The sequence below is a fragment of the Halorussus lipolyticus genome, assembly GCF_029338375.1.
Taxonomy (GTDB): domain Archaea; phylum Halobacteriota; class Halobacteria; order Halobacteriales; family Haladaptataceae; genus Halorussus; species Halorussus lipolyticus.
Window position 1 is genome coordinate 2,485,435 of the sequence record NZ_CP119804.1, and the last position, 22,034, is coordinate 2,507,468.

Below are 22,034 nucleotides of genomic sequence, written 5' to 3' on the forward strand. Positions count from 1 at the left end.
TTACTGTTCGGCAGTCGGCGCGTCCAGTTCCGCGAAGGTTGTCTCGCCCGCTCGGAGGTCCGCGAGGACATCGGGCAGGTCCGCGACGGGGACTCGAACTTGGTCGGTCGAGTCGCGCTCGCGGAGAGTGACCGTATCGTCCTCCAGCGCCTCGTAGTCAACCGTCACGCAGAACGGGGTGCCAACCTCGTCCTGTCGCCGGTAGCGCCGACCGATGTTCCCCGAGTCGTCGTAGGTCACGTCCAGACCCTCTGCTCGGAGGTCGTCGGTGATTTCGCGGGCCAACTCGCCCATGCCGTCCTTGTCCATCAGCGGGAAGACGCCGACGAAGGTGGGCGCGACTTCGGGTTCGAGCGAGAGGCGCTTGCGGGTCTCGCCCTCGATTTCGTCCTCGCCGTAGGCGTGGTCGAGGACCGTGTAGATAACCCGGTCGATACCGATGGAGGGTTCCACGACGTGGGGCATGACGTGTTCGCCCGTCTCCTTCTGCTCCTCGACGCCGAATCCGGTCTTCTCGGTCGGGAGGGTGTACTCGTCGCCGTCGATTTCGACCGTGACCTCCTCGTCCTCGAAGGCGGACCGGTCGCGCTCGGCGAGTTGTTCGAGGGCGTCGGCGATGTCGCCCGCCTTGCCGCCGAACTCCGGGCCGAGGTAGCTCATGTCGGGGTCCACGGTGGCGCGTTCGACCACCTTCGGTTCGTCGTACTGCTTGAAGATGGTGAAGTCGTCGTCGGAGTACTCGTCGTGCTTCGAGAGGTCGTAGTCGCTCCGGTAGGCGTAGCCCGTAATCTCTATCCAGTCGCCGCCGACTTCGGCCTCGGCGTCCCAACAGTCCGCGGCGTAGTGGGCGAGTTCGCCCGAGAGGTGCTGGCGGAACCGGAATCGGTCCATGTCCACGCCGATGGACTCGTACCACTGCTTGCCGACGCCCAGATAGTAGGCGACCCACTCGTTGACGAGGCCCTCGTCTACCGCTTCCTGCACCGTCTTGTGGACGTACTCGGTGCCGTCCTCCGCTTGCTGTTCCGCGGGGTAGAGGGGTAGCTCCACGTCCGCCACGCGCTCGATGTCAGGTTCGTCTTCGGTCGGGTCGATGAAGTGTTCCAGCTCGGCCTGCGTGAACTCCCGAACCCGGACGATGGACTTGCGAGGAGAAATCTCGTTCCGGTAGGCCTTGCCGATTTGGGTGATGCCGAACGGTAGCTGATTCCGGGCGTACTCGGCGAGTTGCGGGAACTCCACGAAGATTCCCTGCGCCGTCTCCGGGCGTAGATAGCCCGGCGAGGAGCTACCCGGTCCGATGTTGGTCTCGAACATCAGGTTGAAGTCGTCCACGGGTTCGCCGGCCAACTCGGCACCGCAGTTGGGACACTGCAGGTCGTGGTCGGCGATGAGGTCCTCGATGTCCGGAATCGAGATGCTTTCTGCCTCCTCGATGTCGGTGTTGTCCTCCACGAGGTGGTCGGCCCGATGGCTCTCGCCGCACTCGGGGCACTCGACCAGCATGTCGTCGAAGGTGTCGAGGTGGCCCGAGGCCTCGAAGACGGGTTCGGGCATCACGGTCGGGGCGTCGATTTCGCGGTGGCCCTCCCGGCGCTGGAACCGGTCGCGCCACGAGTTCTCGATGTTGTCCTTGAGGGTCGCGCCCTGCGGACCGTAGGTGTAGAACCCCGAGACGCCGCCGTAGGCCCCCGCCGACTGGAAGAAGTAGCCCCGGCGCTTGGCCAGTTCCACGAGGTCAGAACTGCTCATCGGAGCGCCTCCAGCAGGTTGATGTCCCGGACGATGCCGGTGAGTCGGTCGCCGTTCACCAGCGGAATCTGCTCGACGTCGTTGCGGAGCATCATCTGGGCGGCCTCTTTCGCGGTCTTCTCGCCAGAGACCGTCACCACGTCGTGGGTCATGAACTCCTCGACGGGCGCGGCGGGAATCTCGACGTTCCGGGTCGGCAGGTAGCGCTTGCCGACTGCCTTGATTGACTCCCACTTCCAGTCGTCGTCCTCGTCGGCGATGGAGTCGCCGGTGTCGTCCTCGCCCTCCACGACGCGAGCGACCTCGATGATGTCCACCTCGGTCAGCACGCCGTCCATCTCGCCCTCCTCGTCGAGGACGACCGCGTAGGGCAGATTCGCGTAGTAGAGTTCGCGCTCGGCGACCGTCAGGGGCACCTCGTCGTAGGTGGTGTTCACGTCGCGCGAGGCGATGTCGCCGACCTGTTCGTCGCCGTCCGCGTCCCCGTCGGCGATAGCCCGCACCACGTCGGTCACGGTGACGATACCCTCTAACTCGCCGTCCACGACCGGCACTCTGCGCGCTCCCTCGGCGACCATCAGGTCCGCAACCTCCTCGATGGTGGTGTCTTGGGTGGTCGTCGGGACCTCGCGCATCAGCATGGCGAGTTGGTCCTCGTCGGGGTTCTCGATGAGGTCGTCCCGAGAGATGAGGCCGCGGAACTCCTCGCTTCCGCCCGTGTTCTTCACGACCGGCACGGACGAGAACGAGCGTTCCTGTAGGTACTCTAGCACGTCGTCGCGGGTGCCCGGAAGCTCCACGGTCACGACCTCCGAGCGGGGCGTCATGGCTTCGCCGACTTTCATATTCGCGCGATACGGGTTGGGACGCCTTGTAGTCTACGAACCGGACATTCGCTCTGGTGGCCGCCGAGACCGATTTCGTGGGATTCGAGGACGATTAGCGTCTCGTGCCTATTTATAATTGTCTCCGGCGCGCGCTTGCGCGGCGGCTTGCTCGCCGCGCCAAACCGCGCGAGGGATGAGGACCGCAGGGTGTGAGCGAATGCGAACCCCGAGGCTGGCGAGACGCGACGCGTCTCGCTGATCTGCGAACGTGGTTCGCAGAGACCGCAATCGGTTGGGGAGGACGTGGCCTGCGGTCGCGGTGCGGTTGCGGTAGACGGCGTTGTTCACGCCTGAAGCTAGCTTCTCGGAACCTTCCCACTGCTAATCGTGATACCGAACCTTCCGTTCGACTCTGAAGACGACCAAGACGAACGAGGAGAAACTGGCAATTCAGAGTGCGGCTTCTAGCCCGAACTTTCGTCTTACTCCGCCTCGTCGTCCTCGTCCAGTGCGCCCTCGAAGTCTACGTCGTAGCCCGCGTACTTGTGCGGGTCGGGGAAGAACTTCTCCACGTCGTCGTGGCGGAACGACCCGAGGTGGGTCTGGTCTAACGTCTGGACGTGGGTGTACATCATGTCCTCTTTCAGCGCGGTCTTGACGAGGCCCGGCGCGTGGCGGACCTCGAAGTTGCCCGCGATGAGGATGGCCGTCTCCGACTCGGGGTCCAGCAGTTGCGTGAGCATGAAGATGCGGCCCTGCATCTCGTTGCGGAACACCCGGTACTCGGGGAACTTGCCGGTCTCGACGGCCTCAGCGAACGGTTCGGCCTTGTTGTCGGGGACGACGTGGACGAACCCCCAGCGGTCGGTCTCGCCCGAATCGGGGTTGGTCGGCGCGGTGTGGCCCGCGCCGATGGTCACGACGTCCCACCCTTCGTCTTCGAGGTCCTCGGCCATCGCCGCCATGTCGTCGAGGGTGCGTTGCCACGCGCCCTTGTGAACGTCGGAACTCGCGGCAATCTGCTCTGCGTAATCGGGTTTGTCGTCACCTTCCCCAGTCTTTGGCATGTGTCCGCCTGACGACCTACTGCGGGTAAAAACTGTTGTTTGGGGACCAACGAAGGACGACCGAGAAACGGAGTCCGTCGTCCGAATCGGTCGAGACGACGCTCGCTGGAGCGCCGACCGCACGACTCAGAGCAATCTATACGCTTCTTTAGAAAATAGAGAAGCGCGTCTAACTATGGTACAGATTGTTTTCGAAAACGAAGAACTACGTCGCCCTACGCCACGACGCCGAAGACCGTCTCCATCAGGAACGACCACGCGAGCGTGGCCAGACTGGCGACGAACAACTTCGCGCCGACCGAAAGGCGCTCCTCCGGCGGGAGCGAGTACTGCGACAGCGGCGGAATCCGCTGAACTATCGCCTGAAACGTGGTCTCGTCCCTGCCGCCGATGACCGACCCGGACGGCTCGTTTTTGGTCACTTTGACCTTGCCGTCGTCGGTCTCTTTGGTGTCCCACGGCGCGTCGGGCCGGAGTTGGAAGGTCGCGTAGCCGAACAGCAGGATACCGACGACGAACATCACGAACTTCGCGGTCACGAGGCCGCCGCCGAGGAGGAATCCGAGGAGCGCCCCGAGGACGAACACCACTGCGGCCACGGCGATGCCGTAGGTCACGGCGTCGAGGGCTTGGCGTGCGCGCCGCGAGGTCGTGGACTGAGACATCTACCGCTCGGTGTAGGGGACGAACTCGTCGGGGTCAGTGTACTCGGACTTGTGGCGGTGACAGTGACTGACCCGGCCGGTGTCGCTGACGACGTGGTGGTCCGGACTCTCGGAGTCACAGATACTGCCGAACTCCTCGCGCAGGACCGTGCGGGCCTCGTCCTCCTTGTTCTCCTCGACGTACCCGGCGGCTTGGTCGATGTGGCGCTCGACGTCCGACGACAGGTCGATGTCCTCGAACAGTTCGCGCTTGATTTCGCCGATGTCGGAGAACCGGGTTTCCATCCCGAGCATCTCCTTGGCCTGCTCGGTCAGGGACTTGTCGGCGCGGGACCGCTCGCGCAGGACCTCGCGGAACACCTCGATGGCGACCCACGTGTCGGCGTCCATGTCCTGATACTTGTCGGGCCGAATCTTCATCGGACACCGGGTCGTGAACGGACATCCCTTCGGCGGGTCGCGCGGACTCGGCGGCGTCCCGCGAAGCGTGACCCGCTCTTTCTGCGAGGTCGGGTCGGGTTCCGGAATCGCCGACAACAGCGAGTGGGTGTAGGGGTTCTTCGGGTTCTCGAACAACTCGGAGGTGTCGCCCAGTTCCATGATGTTGCCCAGATACATCACGGCCACTCGGTCGCAGATGTGGCGGACCACCGAGAGGTCGTGGGCGATGAACAGGTAGGTCAGGCCGAACTCGTCCTGCAAGTCCTCCAGCAGGTTGAGAATCTGGGCCTGCACCGACACGTCCAGCGCCGAGACCGGTTCGTCCAGCACGACGAACTCGGGTTCGAGCGCCAGCGCCCGCGCGATGCCGATACGCTGGCGCTGACCGCCCGAGAACTGGTGGGGGTACCGGTAGTAGTGTTCCGGTTGAAGCCCCACCACGTCCAGCAGTTCCCGGACGCGCTCTCTGCGCTCTTGGGGCGTGTTCCAGTCGTGAACGTCGAGCGGTTCCCGGATAATTTCGCCGACGGTCATCCGGTCGTTGAGACTCGACTCGGGGTCTTGGAACACCATCTGGCTGTTTCGCCGCCAGTCTTTGAGTTCCTTCCCGGATAGCTCCGTGATGTCGGTGCCGTCGAACAGCACTTCGCCAGAGGTGGCGTCCTCCAACTGGATGAGCGTCCGGCCGAGCGTGGTCTTGCCACACCCGGATTCGCCGACCAGTCCGAGGGTCTCCCCGCGCTTGATTTCGAAGTCTACGCCGTCGACGGCTTTGACGGGATTCGAATCGACGATTCCGCCCTCGTCGTAGTAGGTCTTTAGTTCGTTGACCTCTACGAGCGTCTCGCCCGTGGCGACGCTGACGGACTCCTGTTGGATTTGCTCGCTCATCGTTCACTCACCTCTCGCTGGCTCTCTCTCTGCTCGTGCAACTCGACGGCCTCCTGTTGGGAGGCGTCCTCGGGATAGAGGAGACACGCCGCGGTGTGGTCGTCGGCCTCGCTGTTGACTTCGACCGACGAGGGGTGGACGTGCGTGCAGTCCTCGAACGCCTTCGGACACCGCGGTTCGAACCGACAGTAGGTCGCGGCCTCGTTGGGCGTCGGCACGTCGCCCTCGATGGTCGAGAGCCGGTCGGCGTCTGGCTGGTTGCCCGGAATCGACTGGAGGAGGCCCTGCGTGTAGGGATGACGCGGATTCTCGAACAGTTCTTCGACCGGCGCGCTCTCGACGATTTCGCCCGCGTACATCACGTTCACTTGGTCGGAAATCTCTGCGATGACACCCATGTCGTGGGTGATGAACATGATGGCGAGGTCTCGCTCGTCCTGCAGGTCCTGTAGCAACTCCAGAATCTGGGCCTGAATCGTCACGTCGAGCGCGGTCGTTGGCTCGTCGCAGATGAGGAGTTCGGGGTCGCAGGCCAGCGCCATGGCGATGACGGCGCGCTGGCGCATCCCGCCCGAGAACTCGTGGGGGTACTCCTTGACGCGCCGCGAGGCGTCCGGAATTCCGACCGCTTCGAGCAGGTTGATGGCCTCGTCGGTGGCCTCAGCGCCTCGCAGGTCTTGGTGGAGTCGCAGGGCCTCCTTGATTTGGTTGCCCACCGTGTACACCGGGTTGAGCGAGGTCAGCGGGTCTTGGAAGACCATTGCGATGTCGCTTCCCCGGAGGTTCCGATACTGCTTCTCGGACTTGTCGGTTAGCTCCTCGCCGTCGAAGGTGATACTGCTCCCTTTCAGCACTCGGCCCGGCGAGTCCACGAGGCCCATGATGGACCGCGCGGTCACGCTCTTGCCAGACCCGGATTCGCCGACGATACCGACCGTCTCGCCCCGGTGGATGTCGAAACTGATGCCGTCCACCGCGCGGATGACCTCCTTGTCCGTGAAGAACGCGGTCTGGAGGTTGTCTACCGAGAGGAGGGCGTCCTCCTCGCTTCGGACCGCGGAGGACTCTTGCTGTGCCATCAGGCACCACCTCCGGAGGCCGCGACTTCGGCACCGTCGCTTTCGCCGCCCTCACTCTGCGGGTCGATGGCGTCGCGGATACCGTCGCCGAGCGCGTTGAACGCGGTCACGACCAGCACAATCATCACGCCGGGGATGAACGAGATGTGCCACGACGACGTGGTGACGTAGGACTGGCCGATGTTGACCGCTCGGCCCCACTCGGGCGTCGGCGGGTTGATACCCAGTCCGAGGAAGGACAGGCCGGCGACTGCGACGATGATACCGCCGAGAGTCATCGAGGCGTACACCAGCAGATAGCCCAAGATGTAGGGGGCCATGTGTTTCTGCATCGTGACTCTGGGTCGTTGACCGAAGCTTTTGGCGGCGTCGATCCACTCCTGCTCGGAGACCTGCATCGCTGGCCCACGCACCGACCGCCAGAGGAAGGGCCATCCCGTTCCGGCGAAGATGAGCGCCAGTACGAACCCGCCGCTGTAGATGTCGGCTATCCACGTCTCCCCGAGGACCACCGATAACAGCATCACGAACAGTAGTCTGGGTAACGACATGATTGAGTCACCCACGATGACCACCGCGAGGTCTACCAGCCCCTTGTAGTAGGCCGTCAACAGCGCGAACGCCACCGCGATGAGACCGCTCACCCCGATGGAGATGAGACCGATGAACAGTGATACCCTCGCACCGGCCGCCATGAAGGTGAACATGTCTTTCCCTGTCGGTAATGTCCCGAAGGGGTGGAACCGGCCGAAATCGTCGTACTGCATCGGTCCGACGTTCCGGTCGGGCGTCCCCTGCGAGCGCGACCCGAGGTTGGCCGACCCGACCGTAATGTTCTCCAACTGGCCTTGGTCGTTGTAGTACTCGATGTGGTGTGAGTAGGGGTTCGAAATCGTCCGTTCGACGGTGGTCGGACCCAGCGCCGGAGCGAACAGCGCGAGGACGATGAACCCGAAGACGATGACTGCGCCGAACTGACCCCACCGGTGGCCGCGAAGGCGGTCAACCATGTCGTCGCGGGGCGTCCAGTCGGCGTAGCGGTAATGCTCTCGGAAGACGAGATAGCCTCGCCAGAGCCAGAGCATCCAGATGAACGCGTAGGCGTAGACGAGGACGACTCGAATCGCCCATGCGTAGGCCGGGGCGAGGTTCAGGAAGGTTTCCTTCCACGCTCCGCCCGGCGTCTGATAGCCGTTGTTCGCAATGAGGTCTCGCGTGAGGAGCGTCGGCAGGTCAACCGGAGCACCGACGAGTCCGGTCAAGAAGTTGATGACTGCGCCTGCCTCAAAGGAGAACAGCAACAGCGCACCGGCGAACCACTTCAGCGCCGGGCCGGGGTTCTCTTGAATTCGCTCTCGGAGTGGCGCGTCGTCTTGTTGGTCTACACTCATCTTAGGCACCTCCGTCGTACCCGACTCGCGGGTCGATTATCGTGTACAGGAAGTCTTGCATGATGTTGATGAGGACGACGATGAGGATGAAGATGAACATCAGCGACCCCACCAGCGGCATGTCGCCGTTCTTGACCGCTTGGAAGAACAGGTAGCCGATTCCGCTGATGTCGAAGACGCTCTCGACCAGCACCGACCCGCCGAGGAGGATGAACGCCTCGCTCGTGATAATCGGGACGAGCGGGATGAGCGCGTTCCGGAAGATGTGTTTCCAGACGAGCGACCGGGGCGGGACGCCCTTTGCTCTCGCCGTCTCGATGAAGTTGGAGTTGACCGTCTCCAGCACCGCGGTCCGCCCGATACGCATCTCGTTACCCATCGACGCGGAACCGAGGACGAGTGCGGCCGGGGCGATTTTCTTGAACGCTTTGGTGAAGCCCTCTACCGACGTGAGGTCGCCGAGCGGTGGCGGACCCGTCACGTTGGTCGCGTAGAGAAAGCCCTCCCAGTTGAACCCGAAGAAGAACTTCTCGGACTGGGACAGGACGCTCATCAGAATCACGGCCAGCCAGAAGTTCGGCATGGCACGCCAGACGATTCCGCCGAACGACGCGACGTAGTCGCTGAACGTGTTGGGGTTCAGTCCCGCGTAGAAACCGAGCGGGATACCGATGAAGATGGCGATGAGGACCGACCAGAATCCCAGCCAGATGGTTCGGGGCGCGTAACTGACGACCAGCGAGTAGACGCTGGTGTCGGGTTGAAGCACCCACGATTCACCCAAATTCAGGGTGAACATGTTGACCATGTAGTCGATGTACTGTTGCCAGAGTGGCTGGTCGAGACCGAGTTGGTCCCTGATAGCGTTGTACGCCTGCGGGTCACCTTGCGGTCCCAGAATAGCTGATACCGGGTCGAGCGGCCCGGCACGAATTACGAGGAACGTGATCGAAGCCCCGAACAATAGTACTGGCACCGATAGCAGTACCCGCTTTGCGAAGTATTGCCACCTGCTCACGGCGAACCACCGCCGCGACTACGGCTACTCCCGTCGAATTGTACGTACCCAAACTGGACCGCGCACATGGGTGATAAATTTGAGGGTCCTCTCATTATGTCTTGCGCTTTCGGGCACTAACCGGCTAATTCGGTTTACAGGCGCGCTACTGGCTCTACACACGATTCGTATCTGGTTAGCGCACCCGAGAAAAAGAAATCCGTGTCGAAGTCGTTACTTGCGCTCGCCGATCTTCACGTTGTTGAACATCTGGCGGTCGAACCCGGCACCGCCGAAGCGCGGGGCATCGACCCAGTCGTACTTGAACCGCTCGTCCATGCGGTGGTAGGTCGGGAGCAGGGCGACGTCCTCCCAGTTGGCCTCCTCCATCTGGACGTATGCGTCGTTGCGGGCCTTCTCGGCCTTGTCGGTCGGCTTGGGGTTGGCCTGCACAGTCTCCCACGCTTTGGTCGCCTTCTCCGCGGCGTCGGTGTCTGCCCAGTTGAGGTACGAGACCGGGGCGGACTGCGAGGTGTCGGTTCGCGGCGGGTAGAGGAGCTGAAGGAAGTTGTCCGGTGCGGGCCAGTCCATAACCCAACCGAGCGAGTACGCCTGCAGGTTCCCGTTCCGACCGCGCTTGAGGAGGGTCGAGAAGGGAGCCTTCTCGACGCTCATATCGACGTGGGCGCTGGTGAGCTTGTCACGCAGGAGCTTCGCCAGTTCGGGCCACGTGCTGGACGACTCGTAGACGGTGAACGTGACCTTGGCCTTGTTGTCGGGGCCGTAGCCGGCCTCCTCCATGACTTCCTTGGCCTTGTCGATGCGCTCCTCGTTGTAGCCGTAGGGGTAGTTCTCCTTGGCGTGCTTGGTGTACTCGGGCGCTCCGCCGGGGTAGATGGACGGCGGGGTGAAGTGATACGAACTCTCACCGCGGCCCTTGAACACCTTGTCGACGGCCTGTTGCTGGTTGAGCGCGTAGGCGGCGGCCTTTCGGACTGCCTTCGGCACGGAGTCGGTGTTGAAACCGATGTAGAAGGCGTTGATGGTTGCGAACCCGGTGTAGTCCATCTCCATGTCCGCCTTGGTCGGACCGTAGGTACCGACCTTCCGACCGAGACTGTCGGTCTCCTCGACGTTGACCTTGTTCGGGTTGTATTTGGGGGTCGGGAGCTGTTCGTTGGCCACCATGTCGGCGTTCTGGTTGACGATACCGTAGTTGTAAATCGCGTCCGAGTTGGACGAGATGTTCCAGTGAACGCCGTCCACGTTCGCCGCGCTACCGTGGTAGTCCTCGAACTTCGAGACCTTGGCCTCGGTGTTGCTCTCCCACTTGTCGAACTTGAAGGGACCCGCGCCGACGGGGTTCTCGGTCGAGAACTTCTTGTGGGTCATCTCGCCCTCGTAGCCCTTGATGTCGCCGACGATGCCTTCCGGCACGGCGGCGAAGGAGGTGTACGCCAGCATCTCGACGGTGGCGTGGAAAGGCTCCTTGAGTTGCATCTCGATGGTGTAGTCGTCCTTGGCCGTGACCTTCATCGAGTTCGGCTTGTAGACCTCGGTCTCCTCGCCGTCTTTCGTGACGGTCTTCTTCTCGTGTTTGATGCCGATGGAGTCGAGGATGAAGTAGGCGCGCCGGGAGTTATCCGACTGGGCGAGGCGCTCCCACGAGTAGACGAAGTCCTGTGCCGTAACCTCGTCGCCGTTGTGGAACTTGACGCCTTCCTTGAGGTTGAGAGTATACGTCGTGAAGTCTTCAGAGGTTTCGTAGCCCTTGGCAATCTGACCCTTAACGTCGATGGTGCCGTTCGGGTAGTTCATCAGGGCGTCGAAGACTTGCTGAATGACGACCCCGGAGGCGGTGTCGGTCGCCTTTACGGGGTCGAGCGTGCTCATCGTCGAGTTGATGAGACGGAGGTAGTTCGAACCAACGTCGGGCGCGTCCTGACCCTTCTGGGTCTCACCGCTACTGTCGTCGTCGTCGCTAGTCCCCGTACAGCCAGCGAGGGCCGCGGCCGATGCCGCACCGCCGGTCGCCTGCAAGAAACGACGGCGGCTCAGGTTGTCAGTATCTGTCATCCAACCGCCCATTGTAAACCGGACCGGATAAACTTACCGCTTATTTCTCCGAGAAACCCCTGCTTAACGTCCAAATTGCTACGTCTCTAGACGTATTTCCCCGACAACGGGCTAATTTCTGAATTAGTCTCGGGGAAATAATTTGAACTTCTCGAACGTCCCCACCGCCCGTTCTGAACGTAATATGATAGTATTGGTCTGTGGTAACTATTACCATTATTTGAACCCTTCGATTTTGGATTCGGGTTCGCCGTTCCGGAGCGTTTATCAACCCGTGATACCATGTGTCACATATGGCCCACAACACGGCCACCCCGTCGAACTCGGTCGCACAGCGCGAGGTCATGGCCTCGCTAGACGATGATGGTCGCAACGAGCGACTCATCATCGCAGACACGACCGCCGACGACGCGTGGCTTTCGGTCTCCGTCTCCGGAAGCGTCGCCCTCCAAGACTGGCAGTAACGGACTCTCCGTCCGTCTTTCCTCCTCGATTTTCGTGCGAACGCTCGAACTGGTAACGAGCCAATACTGAACCTTTTTGCCGCCGCTCCTCTTTCCACGGAACATGAACTACCGGGAGGTCTCAGGGGACCGCGAGTTCGTAGCGCGACTCGGACACGACGAGGACTGGCGCGACGAAATCGAATCGCTCGCCGACGACGAAGACGTGGACGCGGCGTGGTTCGTCGCCATGGGCGCGGTCAAGGACGCGACCATCTGGTTCTACGACCAGTCCGAACAGGAGTACCGCGACGTCGAGTTCGACGAACCCCTCGAAGTCGCCGCCTGCGTCGGGAACGTCTCGTGGCTAGACGGCGAGCGGTTCGCCCACACCCACGCCGTCCTCTCGCGTCGGAGCGGCCAGACGCTCGCGGGCCACCTCGACTCGGCAACCGTCTTCGCCGGCGAGTTGTACATGAAGACCTTCGAGACCGAGTTGGAGCGAGCACACGACGAACCAACCGACCTCGACCTCTGGCTATAGATGCGCGAGGAGGACGAGCGATACTTCGAGACGCTCGAAGACGACTTGGACGACGCCTTCGCGGTGGCCCGCGAGGCCCGCGAGAACAGCGGTGACCCCAAGCCCGAAGTCGAGATTCCGGTCGCCAAGGACATGGCCGACCGCGTGGAGAACATCCTCGGCATCGAGGGGGTCGCAGAGCGCGTCCGCGAGTTGGAGGGCGAGATGAGTAGGGAAGAAGCCGCGCTCGAACTCGCCGAGGACTTCGCCGAGGGCCGGGTCGGTGACTACGAGACGAAGGCCGGGAAAGTCGAGGGCGCGGTCCGGACCGCAGTCGCTCTCCTGACCGAGGGCGTGGTCGCCGCGCCAATCGAGGGCATCGACAAGGTGGAACTCCTCGAAAACGACGACGGGACCGAGTTCGTCAACGTCTACTACGCCGGGCCGATTCGCTCGGCGGGCGGGACCGCCCAAGCCCTGTCGGTCCTCGTGGCCGACTACACCCGCGCTCTCGTCGGCATGTCGGAGTACGACGCCCGCGACGACGAAATCGAGCGGTACGCCGAGGAGATAAATCTCTACGACAAGGAGACCGGCTTACAATACTCCCCCAAGGACAAAGAAACGAAATTCATTGCAAAACATATGCCAATCATGCTCGACGGGGAGTCTACCGGCGACGAGGAGGTCTCCGGATTCCGGGACCTCGAACGGGTGGACACCAACAACCCGCGGGGTGGCATGTGTCTGGTCCTCGCAGAGGGAATCGCGCTCAAGGCTCCCAAGATTCAGCGGTACACCCGGAATCTGGACGAAATCGACTGGCCGTGGTTGCAGGACCTCATTGACGGCACCATCGGCGAGGACGACGGCGACGACGAGGCCGAGGCGGACGACGAGGACGCGGACGAATCCGACGGCGACGAGGCCGAGGAGGAGACCGGCGCGGACGAGGGCGACGACGGGATTCCCGACGGTCCGCCCCGCGCCGACCCCGTGAAGAAGTTCCTCCGGGACCTCATCGCCGGACGGCCCGTCTTCGGCCACCCCAGCGAGTCCGGTGGCTTCCGCCTCCGGTACGGCAGAGCGCGAAACCACGGATTTGCAACTGCTGGTGTCCACCCCGCGACGATGCACCTCGTTGACGACTTCCTCGCAACCGGAACCCAAATCAAGACCGAGCGCCCCGGCAAGGCCGCGGGCGTGGTCCCGGTGGACTCCATCGAAGGTCCCACGGTGCGCCTCGCCAACGGCGACGTGCGCAGAATCGACGACCCCGACGAGGCGCTCGAACTCCGCAACGGCGTCGAGAAGATTCTCGATTTGGGCGAGTATCTGGTCAACTACGGCGAGTTCGTAGAGAACAACCATCCGCTCGCGCCGGCCTCCTACACCTTCGAGTGGTGGGTGCAGGACTTCGAGGCGGCCGGTGCCGACGTGCAGGCGCTCCGAGACTCGCCGAGCGTGGACCTCTCGGACCCGAGCGCCGACGAGGCCCTGACGTGGGCCACCGAGTACGACTGCCCGCTCCACCCCAAGTTCACCTACCTCTGGCACGACCTCACCGTCTCCCAGTTCGAGGCTCTCGCCGAGGCGGTCGCAGACGGCGACATCGTGGCCGACCACGGGAACGGCGAGGCGGGCGACGAACTCCGCATCGAGTTCACCGACGAGGCCGTCCGGACTGCGCTCGAATGTATCCTCGTCCCCCACACCCAGTACGAGGAGACCATCCAAATCCCCGACTGGCGACCCCTCGCCCAGTCGCTGGGCGTCGCCGCCGATGAGTCGGGCGTCCTCGAAAAGACGTGGGACGACCTCTCTCCGGAGGCCCGCAACTGGGGCGAGGACGAGGACGGCGACAACGCCCACAGAGCGGTAAACGAAGTCGCACCCTTCGAGGTCCGCGAGCGCGCCCCGACCCGAATCGGCAACCGGATGGGCAGACCCGAGAAGTCCGAGGAGCGCGAACTCTCGCCCGCGGTCCACACCCTGTTCCCCATCGGCGAGGCCGGCGGTAGCCAGCGCGACGTGGCCGCCGCCGCCAAACACGCCCCCGACATGGAGAGTACGCCCGGTCTGGTCGATGCCCAAGTCGGTCGCCGGGAGTGCGAGGACTGCGGGGAACACACCTTCAAGTGCCAATGCCCCGAGTGCGGCGGCAACACCTTCGCCCACTTCAAGTGCCCCGACTGCGACTCGGTAGTCGAACTGGATGAGTCGGGCCGCGCGATTTGCGACCGATGCGAAGTCGAGGCCACGCCGGTCGAGTACCGAACCCTCGACATCAACGACGAGTTCCGGTCGGCGCTCGAATCGGTCGGCGAGCGCGAGAACGCCTTCGACACGCTCAAAGGCGTCAAAGGACTGTCGTCGTCGTACAAGACGCCCGAACCCATCGAGAAGGGCATCCTCAGAGCTAAACACGACGTGTCGGCGTTCAAGGACGGGACGGTCCGCTACGACATGACCGACCTGCCCGTCACGAGTGTCCGCCCCTCGGAACTCGACGTGACGGCCGACCACTTCCGGTCGCTGGGCTACGACGAGGACATCCACGGCGACCCCCTGCGCCACGACGACCAACTAATCGAACTCAAAGTGCAGGACATCGTTCTTTCGGACGGCGCGGCCGAACACCTGCTTCAGACCGCCGATTTCGTGGACGACCTGCTGAGTCAGTACTACGGACTGGAACCGTTCTACGAGGTCGAGGAGCGCGACGAACTCGTCGGCGAGTTGGTCTTCGGCATGGCTCCTCACACCTCCGCGGCGGTCGTGGGCCGAATCGTCGGGTTCACCTCGGCGGCCGTGGGTTACGCTCATCCGTATTTCCACGCCTCGAAGCGCCGCAACTGCGATGGGGATGAAGATTGCGTGATGCTCCTCATGGACGGTCTCCTCAACTTCAGCAAGGAATACTTGCCGGACAAGCGGGGTGGAAGCGTGGCCGAGGACTCGCGTCTCGTCGCGTTTGACCCTGATGGAAATCTCCGGTTTATGACGTTCGATGAGTTCTGGAACGAACTCGAAAGCGATGTCGAACACGATGGTAAGTTCCGAAAGAAGACGTGTCTTCAGGAAGGTTGGACAACGTACGCCTTCGATGACGAGCATAGCGCGTCCCCGAAACCCATCGAGAGGGCGATCCGATACCAAGCAGACGAAGACGAGGAACTTCTCAAGGTAGAGTCCCAATTTGGTCGTCATATCGAAATCACAGAGAATCACAGCCTGTTCAGATATGACGATGGAATCGAAGAAGTCGCAGGAGAGAATCTCGAAGAGGGAGACCTTATCCTAGCGCCCCGAGAACTCGGTGTCGAACCCGAGGAAACCGAGATAGACGTAGCAAACTGCGTGGAAAACCCGTACGTCTTCATTGATGAGGAAGTCGAACAGACACTTCGAAATATTTGGGAAGACGCCGAGTGGGGTAGCGAGCGTCGCGCCGCGTTCGATGGTGGTCTGTCGTATCGATTGTCGAAGTCGAAGCTGTCCCTCGAAACATTCGAAGACATCGTTCGAGGCCGTCCAGAAGAGGTTCCGTCCGATGCCAAAATTGGCCTCAAAGGGTCCTCTGACGGAATCACGCGAACAATCGAAGTAGACGAGGACTTCGCGTGGCTACTTGGACTATTTGTCGCCGAGGGCTCACTCTCTGGAACGAGACCAACCATTCACAATTCGGAAGAAGCTATCGTAGACGAAGTAGTCGAAACCGCTACTGCCGTCTTCGACTGTGAACCAAGTGTTCGGTGGTCGAACAAAGCCTACGAAGTGGCCTTCCCTGCCGTATTTCGGGACATTCTCTACGAACTCGGGTTCAAAAACGGTAGCTCGTACGATGCGAGCGAGAAGGTCATCCCCGACGAGATTCTTCAGGCTCCACATGAGACGGTACTGTCGTTCATCGAGGGATTCCTTGCAGGCGATGGTAGCCACTCGAGCGACGACAACTACAGTAGCATTCGATTTCACACGACGAGCGAAGCAGTCAAGGACGGGTTTGTCTTCCTCCTCCACCGACTTGGCCTCGTTGCGAACGTCTCTCGTCGGGAACGGGACGAGACGCGCCAGCCAATCTATACTGTCGTCGTTTCGGGTGGTGCCGAAGATAATCCACTAGAGCAAATTCTCGAAGGAGACGACCCGTATCTCCCGAAAAGTCTCATCGTAACGGTTCCGGACGCGCTGATGGAACTCCGTCGAATGGATATTACTGGCGTCAAACAACTTATTCCGAAGTATCTCAAGCGAAGGGACAACATCTCGCTAGAGAAACTCCGAGAACTCATCTCCAAACTCGACAGTTGGGGACTTACCGACAAAGCCGAAGAAAAACTCGAAGAGATTCGACCGCTCGTCGATGGAGACCTCTCGTATCTCCGAGTGAAAAGTATCGAACGCGTCGATTACGATGGATACCTCTACGACCTTCAAGTCGGTGGCGAACCGATATTCACTGCGAACTGGCTCTACGCCCACAACTCGATGGACGCGCCCCTCGTCATGTCCTCGCGCATCGACCCCTCGGAAATCGACGACGAGGCCCACAACATGGACATCGTGCGGCAGTACCCCCGCGAGTTCTACGAGGAGACCCGCGAGATGGCCGACCCCGAGGACGTCGAGGACATCATGACCATCGCCGAGGAGACCCTCGGAACGGACCGCGAGTACACCGGCTTTGACCACAGTCACGACACCTCGAACATCGCGCTCGGGCCGGACCTCTCGGCGTACAAGACCCTCGGGTCGATGATGGACAAGATGGACGCCCAACTCGAACTCTCCCGAAAGCTTCGGTCGGTGGACGAAACCGACGTGGCCGAGCGCGTCATCGAGTATCACTTCCTGCCGGACCTCATCGGGAACCTCCGGGCGTTCTCGCGCCAAGAGACGCGGTGTCTCGACTGCGGCGAGAAGTACCGCCGGATGCCCCTGACCAAGGAGTGCCGGGAGTGCGGCGGGCAGGTCAACCTCACGGTCCACCAAGGGTCGGTGAACAAGTACATGGAGACGGCGATTCAGGTGGCCGAGAAGTACGACTGCCGGGAGTACACCAAACAGCGCCTCGACATCCTCGACCGGTCGCTCGAAAGCATCTTCGAGAACGACAAAAATAAACAAGGCAGTATTGCTGACTTCATGTGAAACTTTTACTGCGCGAGAAATCGCGGCAGAGCCGCGATTTCTCGCTGGTAAAACTTTCATGAAGAACACCGGAAGGCAAACCGCGCGTTCCGAGCAGTCGGTCGCTACGCTCCCGACGACACGGCGTCACCCCCTTAGAAGCGCCAGAGGCGCTTCTTCGAGGGATTCCTTGGTCCGCTCGCTCACGTTCGTTCGCTCGCGGTAGAGTTACTGGTGCGTACCGCACCGCAACCGCGGCGGTTTGTCGTTCATCGTGGCGCTTAGGAATTATCCCCAAATACTTGAGTTTTCTAAATCTGTGTTAAAACAATATTTTGGCGTCTTTAGTGTGATTCGCCGGGCAACTGGACTCTTTCGTCGTCGTCTCTCACGCTTGCTCTACGGAGAGTCGCTGGCGCACCGTGACCGTTCCCGCGATTCGCTCCTCGTTCAAATCGGCGACGGACTTTATGAGTGACGACGCCGTACTTCGTCTCATGAGTGGACACGGGGAGCAACCCGCCGAGGACGGCGACGCGGAAGCAGAGGAGAGAATGCTCGAAGTTAGCTTCGGACAGACCGTCTACGACGAGGACGGCAACGAAATCGGGAACGTCCGGGGGTTGGAGAAGGGTGGATTCTTCGTCTCGACCCGCGAGGGCGTCGAGAGCATGAGCGTCGAACACTCTCGCGCGGGCCACGAGTTCGGCGAGGGCGAACTGATGTGGCGGTGTACCGAGTGCGGCGAGATGGGCCAAATCGACGACGGCATCCCGGACGAGTGCCCGAACTGCGGCGAACCCAAAGAGGCCCTGATGTACTGGACCGAGGACTGACGCCGACGCCCGGATAGCGCCGAGTCGAAGCGACCCGCCGAGACGCTTTTTGTATCACCACAATTATGTAGATGTAATTTTAGAATCTGGGTAGAAACTGAATGAAACCGTTTCGACGGCATCTCCCCTTTCTTGCCCCGGCTATTCTCGCGTCGGCGCTTCTCTCCGGCGGGCACCTCGCGGTCTACGAGTACCCGACGCTGACGGCCGGTCTGTTCAACGAGATGGCGAATCAAGTCGCTGTAAACGACTACTCGCTCCCGCGGACGATTCCGGGCTACACCGAAGGCGGCCTTCCCTTCACCTACCCGCCGCTGATGTTCTACGTGCTGGCGGCGGTCCGCGAGACGTTCGGGATGGGTCCGCTGACGGCGAGTCGGGTCCTCCCGCAGGTCTACGCCGTCTGCTATCTCGTCCCGTTCTACCTGCTCGCCTACGAACTCCTCGGTTCGCGCCGGCAGGCCGGCATCGCGGCGGTCATCGGCGCAACTTCGCCGGAAATCTTCAAGTGGCACCTCTCGTCAGGCGGCGTGGTCCGCGGCGGCGCGTACTTCTTCGCGCTCGCCGGCCTCTACGTCGGCGTCCGCCTCTTTCGAGAGCATCGTCGGCGCTACGTCCTCGCCGGTGCCGTGCTGTTCGGTCTCACGCTCCTGAGTCACGTCCGCTACGCGCTCTTTTTTGGCGCGAGTTACGTCATCTTCTGGGCGCTCGTGGACCGGAGTCGGCGCGGACTCGTCCTCGGCGCGTCGGTCGCTGGCGGCGGGATTGTGGTCGCCTCCCCGTGGCTTGTGACCGTGATTTCGCGCTTCGGCCTCGAACCGTTCGTCAACGCCTCGGGGACCCACGGCGGTCTGGCCGCCATCGCCCCGACTGCGGCGCGACTCCTGATGGTCGTGCCGCCCCGGACCGAACTGCTCTCGCTCTGGCACGTGCTGTTCCTTCTCGGGATGATGCTACTGGTCGCGCGCCGCGAATGGCTCCTCCCGGCGTGGTTCGTCCTGCTGGCGTTCGTCACGCACAAGTCCCAGTTCCTGTTCGTCGTCGTGGCGCTGGTCTGCGCGAAACTGTTGATGGAGGCGTTCGTCCCCCTCGTCCGGCAGAATCTGGAGTTCAGCCTTCCCGACCGGGCCGTCTCGTTCGCGGTGGTCGGACTGCTCCTGTCCTACAGCGTCGGCGCTGGCGCGCTGTTCGTGACGAACTACCCGGTCAGCCAGTACCAGACCGTCTTCGACGCGAGCAATCGAATGCCGAGCCATCTCAGCGACGGCGACGTCGAGGCGATGGAATGGATTCAGCAGGAGACGCGCCCCGACGCGACGTTCGTCTCCGCCGGTGAACGAACCGCCGAGTGGCTTCCTCTGCTCTCCGACCGGAACCTTCTCGTGGGCTACTGGGGCGTCGAGTGGGAGGGTGCCGACGAGTGGCAACGACAGAAGTCGCTGTACTTCTCGCTCAACGCCTGCGACGACGCGGCCTGTCTCACCGACCGGATGACCGAGGCCAGCGTCTCGCCGGACTACTTCTACCTCCACACTGACGGCCAACCCGCCGGGAAAATTCGGTCGGTCGAGGAGTCCGACGCCTTCGTCGTCGTGTTCTCCAATAACGACGCCATCGTCGCGGAGTATCACCCCGAGGAGGTCTGACCGGACCCGGCCATTCGGCCGGCCCGGCCGCCGAGACGCCCCGACTTTTCTACCCCCGGTTCCAAGGCCTCGACATGGAAATCGTCGTGTTCGGCGCGGGAAGCCTCGGTACCCTCGTCGGCGGTCTGCTGGCCAGCGAACACGAGGTCACGCTGGTCGGGCGCAATCCCCACGTCTCGGCGGTCCGCGAGGAGAACCTCCGCGTCGCTGACGCGACTGGAAACGAGGCCAACCAGTTCGACTTCGAGGCCCACCCCGAGGCCACCACCGACGGGACCGGCCTCTCTGCGGACCTCGCGGTGGTGACGGTCAAAGCCTTCGACACCGAGGAGTCTGCCGAGGACCTCGCCACCGGCCGAATCGACGCCGCGCTCTCGCTCCAGAACGGGATGGGCAACGAGGAGGTGCTGGCCGACCGCCTCGACTGTCCGGTCCTCGCGGGGACCGTGACCTACGGCGCGGTGTTGCGGGAACCGGGCGTGGTCGCCTGTACCGGCGAGGGCGAGGTCGTCCTCGGTCCTCGTGGCGGGGGGACCTCCGCGACTGCCGACCGCGTGGGCCGAGCGTTCGACGCGGCGGGCCTCCGGACCACCGTCGCCGACGACATGCCCCGCAGACTCTGGGAGAAGTTGGCGGTCAACGCGGGCATCAACGCCACCACGGCGCTCGCTCGGGTCGAGAACGGCGCGGTCCTCGACGGTCCCGCGCACGAAGTCGCTACAGATGCTGGCCGCGAGACTGCTCGCGTGGCCCGCACCGAAGGCGTCGAACTGAGCGACGAGGCCGCCGTCAGGGCGGTCGAACGAGTCGCCGAGGCCACCGCGGCAAACACCTCCTCGATGCAACAGGACGTGCTGGCCGACCGCCGGACAGAGGTCGAGGCCATCAACGGATTCGTCGCCTCGCGTGCGCGAGAATCCGGTGTCTCGGTCCCGGTCAACCGGACGATGGCGAATCTCCTCCGGGCGTGGGAGGCGGATCGCCCACAGGATTGAACTGCGTCGGCGTCGCCGTAGACACGTAGCTATGCCGACGTATCTCGGGGGCGGGCGTCCGCGAAGTGGGGATTTCGACATACTGATTAGTGCAGAAAGTGACCTTCGCCCATGAACGGCGCGCAGTTGCGCACTACAGTTCTGGGATTTCTCGGGACGTTTGCGATTCTCGGACTCCTGTTGTATTTCGTCGGCTTCGAGGGGTTCGTCGCGGAACTCCGGCAGGCCGACACCGAGATAGTCGCACTCATCGTCGTGGTCACGCTCGGATGGTTGGCGTCGTGGGGGTTCGGTCTCCGGACCGTCCTCGACGTTCTCGGCGTTGACGTGTCGTTCGCCAAATCGTTCTTCGTGCTGAACGGCGCGATGTTCTCGAACAACATCACGCCCTTCGGGCAGGCAGGCGGTGAACCCGTGACGGCGCTCCTCATCTCGAAAGTCGCCGATACGGAGTACGAACGCGGACTGGCGGCGATTGCCAGCGTGGACTCGCTCAACTTCATCCCGTCCATCGTCCTCGCACTGAGCGGCGCGGCGTTCTACGCCACCCAGACCTCGTTCGGCCGCAGACTCCGACTTGCGACGGCGGCCATCGTCGTTCTCTCTGTGGCCGTCCCCATCGCGGGCATCTTCGGTTGGCGGAACCGGAACGCCCTCCGGCGCGCCATCGCGCGAGTCCTCGCGCCTCTCCTCCGACTCGTCACGCGCGTCGCGCCGGTCGATGTGGCGCTCAGCCGTGAGACACTGGAAACCCGAGTCGGCGAGTTCTTCGAGTCGATAGAGCGCGTGGCGACGAACCGACGCGGACTGACGCTCGCGCTCGCGGCCTCGACAGCGGGATGGGTCTGCCAGATGGTCGCGCTGTGGCTGGCGTTCGTCGCTATCGGCTCCCCGGTGCCGTTCTCGGTCCTCCTGTTCGTCGTCCCCGTGGGCGCGATTGCGGGGGTCACGCCGCTTCCCGGCGGTGCGGGCGGTATCGAAGCCGTGCTGGTCGCGCTCCTGTCCAGTCTCCCCAGCGCCGGCGTCACCTCGGGAACCGCGCTCGCCGCGGTCATCATCTTCCGCGGCGCTATCTACTGGGTTCCCATCGCCATCGGCGGCGGCGTCGTGAGCGTGGTCGGCGTGGATTCCGTCTGATACTGTCGGCTGTAAGTACGTGAAGATTTTCGGTCAAAAGCACCCGTCTCAGTAGCTGTCCGTTCTCACTTCCGCAATTGCCCATTCAAAGAATTACAGCCGACAGTATGAGGAGACCGTCGCCTTCTCTCC

16 protein-coding genes are annotated in these 22,034 nt (G+C 62.6%); 7 read left to right on the forward strand and 9 right to left on the reverse strand.

What is annotated here, in order from left to right; translation table 11 throughout:
• The 9 genes from glyS to P2T57_RS12590 form a co-directional block, all read right to left on the reverse strand.
• Complete coding sequence (gene glyS / locus P2T57_RS12550) at positions 1-1,752, reverse strand: glycine--tRNA ligase (protein ID WP_276299553.1); 1,752 nt, start codon at positions 1,750-1,752, stop codon at positions 1-3.
• Entirely contained in the window at positions 1,749-2,597 is an 849-nt protein-coding gene (locus P2T57_RS12555) for a CBS domain-containing protein (protein WP_276299554.1), read from the reverse strand. The genes glyS and P2T57_RS12555 overlap by 4 nt, the downstream gene beginning before the upstream one ends.
• Before the next feature lie 464 nt (positions 2,598-3,061).
• Positions 3,062-3,646, reverse strand: coding sequence for a DUF7529 family protein (locus tag P2T57_RS12560; RefSeq protein ID WP_276299555.1), 585 nt, complete (start codon positions 3,644-3,646; stop codon positions 3,062-3,064).
• Positions 3,647-3,861: 215 nt separating this feature from the next.
• A complete protein-coding gene (locus tag P2T57_RS12565; protein ID WP_276299556.1) occupies positions 3,862-4,311 on the reverse strand; it encodes a DUF7555 family protein in 450 nt (149 codons plus the stop codon).
• Positions 4,312-5,643 (reverse strand): ABC transporter ATP-binding protein, encoded by a 1,332-nt coding sequence (locus P2T57_RS12570; protein ID WP_276299557.1) that lies wholly within the window; start codon positions 5,641-5,643, stop codon positions 4,312-4,314.
• Positions 5,640-6,722: an ABC transporter ATP-binding protein gene (locus tag P2T57_RS12575; protein WP_276299558.1), complete on the reverse strand. Its 1,083-nt coding sequence runs from the start codon at positions 6,720-6,722 to the stop codon at positions 5,640-5,642. The genes P2T57_RS12570 and P2T57_RS12575 overlap by 4 nt, the downstream gene beginning before the upstream one ends.
• Positions 6,722-8,113 carry an ABC transporter permease gene (locus P2T57_RS12580; RefSeq protein WP_276299559.1) on the reverse strand — a complete coding sequence of 464 codons (1,392 nt, stop codon included), beginning with the start codon at positions 8,111-8,113 and terminating at the stop codon, positions 6,722-6,724. The genes P2T57_RS12575 and P2T57_RS12580 overlap by 1 nt, the downstream gene beginning before the upstream one ends.
• A gap of 1 nt (position 8,114) precedes the next feature.
• Positions 8,115-9,131: an ABC transporter permease gene (locus tag P2T57_RS12585; protein ID WP_276299560.1), complete on the reverse strand. Its 1,017-nt coding sequence runs from the start codon at positions 9,129-9,131 to the stop codon at positions 8,115-8,117.
• Between the two features lie 213 nt (positions 9,132-9,344).
• Complete coding sequence (locus P2T57_RS12590; protein WP_276299561.1) at positions 9,345-11,186, reverse strand: ABC transporter substrate-binding protein; 1,842 nt, start codon at positions 11,184-11,186, stop codon at positions 9,345-9,347.
• Between the two features lie 293 nt (positions 11,187-11,479).
• Between P2T57_RS12590 and P2T57_RS12595 the strand changes: the two genes are divergently transcribed.
• The 7 genes from P2T57_RS12595 to P2T57_RS12625 all read left to right on the forward strand — a co-directional run bounded on the left by P2T57_RS12595 (position 11,480) and on the right by P2T57_RS12625 (position 21,902).
• Positions 11,480-11,650: a DUF7556 family protein gene (locus P2T57_RS12595; protein ID WP_276299562.1), complete on the forward strand. Its 171-nt coding sequence runs from the start codon at positions 11,480-11,482 to the stop codon at positions 11,648-11,650.
• A 103-nt stretch (positions 11,651-11,753) separates the two neighbouring features.
• Positions 11,754-12,173, forward strand: coding sequence for a PPC domain-containing DNA-binding protein (locus tag P2T57_RS12600; RefSeq protein ID WP_276299563.1), 420 nt, complete (start codon positions 11,754-11,756; stop codon positions 12,171-12,173).
• A complete protein-coding gene (locus tag P2T57_RS12605) occupies positions 12,174-17,309 on the forward strand; it encodes a DNA polymerase II large subunit (RefSeq protein WP_276299564.1) in 5,136 nt (1,711 codons plus the stop codon).
• A gap of 476 nt (positions 17,310-17,785) precedes the next feature.
• Entirely contained in the window at positions 17,786-18,124 is a 339-nt protein-coding gene (locus P2T57_RS12610; RefSeq protein ID WP_420028498.1) for a DUF7130 family rubredoxin-like protein, read from the forward strand.
• 101 nt (positions 18,125-18,225) lie between these two features.
• The gene (locus P2T57_RS12615) at positions 18,226-19,770 is read left to right on the forward strand and encodes a hypothetical protein (protein ID WP_276299565.1); all 1,545 of its coding nucleotides are present in this window, start codon (positions 18,226-18,228) and stop codon (positions 19,768-19,770) included.
• A gap of 74 nt (positions 19,771-19,844) precedes the next feature.
• The gene (locus P2T57_RS12620; protein WP_276299566.1) at positions 19,845-20,765 is read left to right on the forward strand and encodes a ketopantoate reductase family protein; all 921 of its coding nucleotides are present in this window, start codon (positions 19,845-19,847) and stop codon (positions 20,763-20,765) included.
• A 111-nt stretch (positions 20,766-20,876) separates the two neighbouring features.
• A complete protein-coding gene (locus tag P2T57_RS12625) occupies positions 20,877-21,902 on the forward strand; it encodes a lysylphosphatidylglycerol synthase transmembrane domain-containing protein (RefSeq protein WP_276299567.1) in 1,026 nt (341 codons plus the stop codon).
• Positions 21,903-22,034 lie beyond the last annotated feature (132 nt).

Bases quoted from the DNA above. Each gene is read 5' to 3' on its own strand.
- glyS (WP_276299553.1), bottom strand. From the start codon at position 1,752: ATGAGCAGTTCTGACCTCGTGGAACTGGCCAAGCGCCGGGGCTACTTC.
- P2T57_RS12555 (WP_276299554.1), bottom strand. From the start codon at position 2,597: ATGAAAGTCGGCGAAGCCATGACGCCCCGCTCGGAGGTCGTGACCGTG.
- P2T57_RS12560 (WP_276299555.1), bottom strand. From the start codon at position 3,646: ATGCCAAAGACTGGGGAAGGTGACGACAAACCCGATTACGCAGAGCAG.
- P2T57_RS12565 (WP_276299556.1), bottom strand. From the start codon at position 4,311: ATGTCTCAGTCCACGACCTCGCGGCGCGCACGCCAAGCCCTCGACGCC.
- P2T57_RS12570 (WP_276299557.1), bottom strand. From the start codon at position 5,643: ATGAGCGAGCAAATCCAACAGGAGTCCGTCAGCGTCGCCACGGGCGAG.
- P2T57_RS12575 (WP_276299558.1), bottom strand. From the start codon at position 6,722: ATGGCACAGCAAGAGTCCTCCGCGGTCCGAAGCGAGGAGGACGCCCTC.
- P2T57_RS12580 (WP_276299559.1), bottom strand. From the start codon at position 8,113: ATGAGTGTAGACCAACAAGACGACGCGCCACTCCGAGAGCGAATTCAA.
- P2T57_RS12590 (WP_276299561.1), bottom strand. From the start codon at position 11,186: ATGACAGATACTGACAACCTGAGCCGCCGTCGTTTCTTGCAGGCGACC.
- P2T57_RS12595 (WP_276299562.1), top strand. From the start codon at position 11,480: ATGGCCCACAACACGGCCACCCCGTCGAACTCGGTCGCACAGCGCGAG.
- P2T57_RS12600 (WP_276299563.1), top strand. From the start codon at position 11,754: ATGAACTACCGGGAGGTCTCAGGGGACCGCGAGTTCGTAGCGCGACTC.
- P2T57_RS12605 (WP_276299564.1), top strand. From the start codon at position 12,174: ATGCGCGAGGAGGACGAGCGATACTTCGAGACGCTCGAAGACGACTTG.
- P2T57_RS12610 (WP_420028498.1), top strand. From the start codon at position 17,786: ATGAGTGGACACGGGGAGCAACCCGCCGAGGACGGCGACGCGGAAGCA.
- P2T57_RS12615 (WP_276299565.1), top strand. From the start codon at position 18,226: ATGAAACCGTTTCGACGGCATCTCCCCTTTCTTGCCCCGGCTATTCTC.
- P2T57_RS12620 (WP_276299566.1), top strand. From the start codon at position 19,845: ATGGAAATCGTCGTGTTCGGCGCGGGAAGCCTCGGTACCCTCGTCGGC.
- P2T57_RS12625 (WP_276299567.1), top strand. From the start codon at position 20,877: ATGAACGGCGCGCAGTTGCGCACTACAGTTCTGGGATTTCTCGGGACG.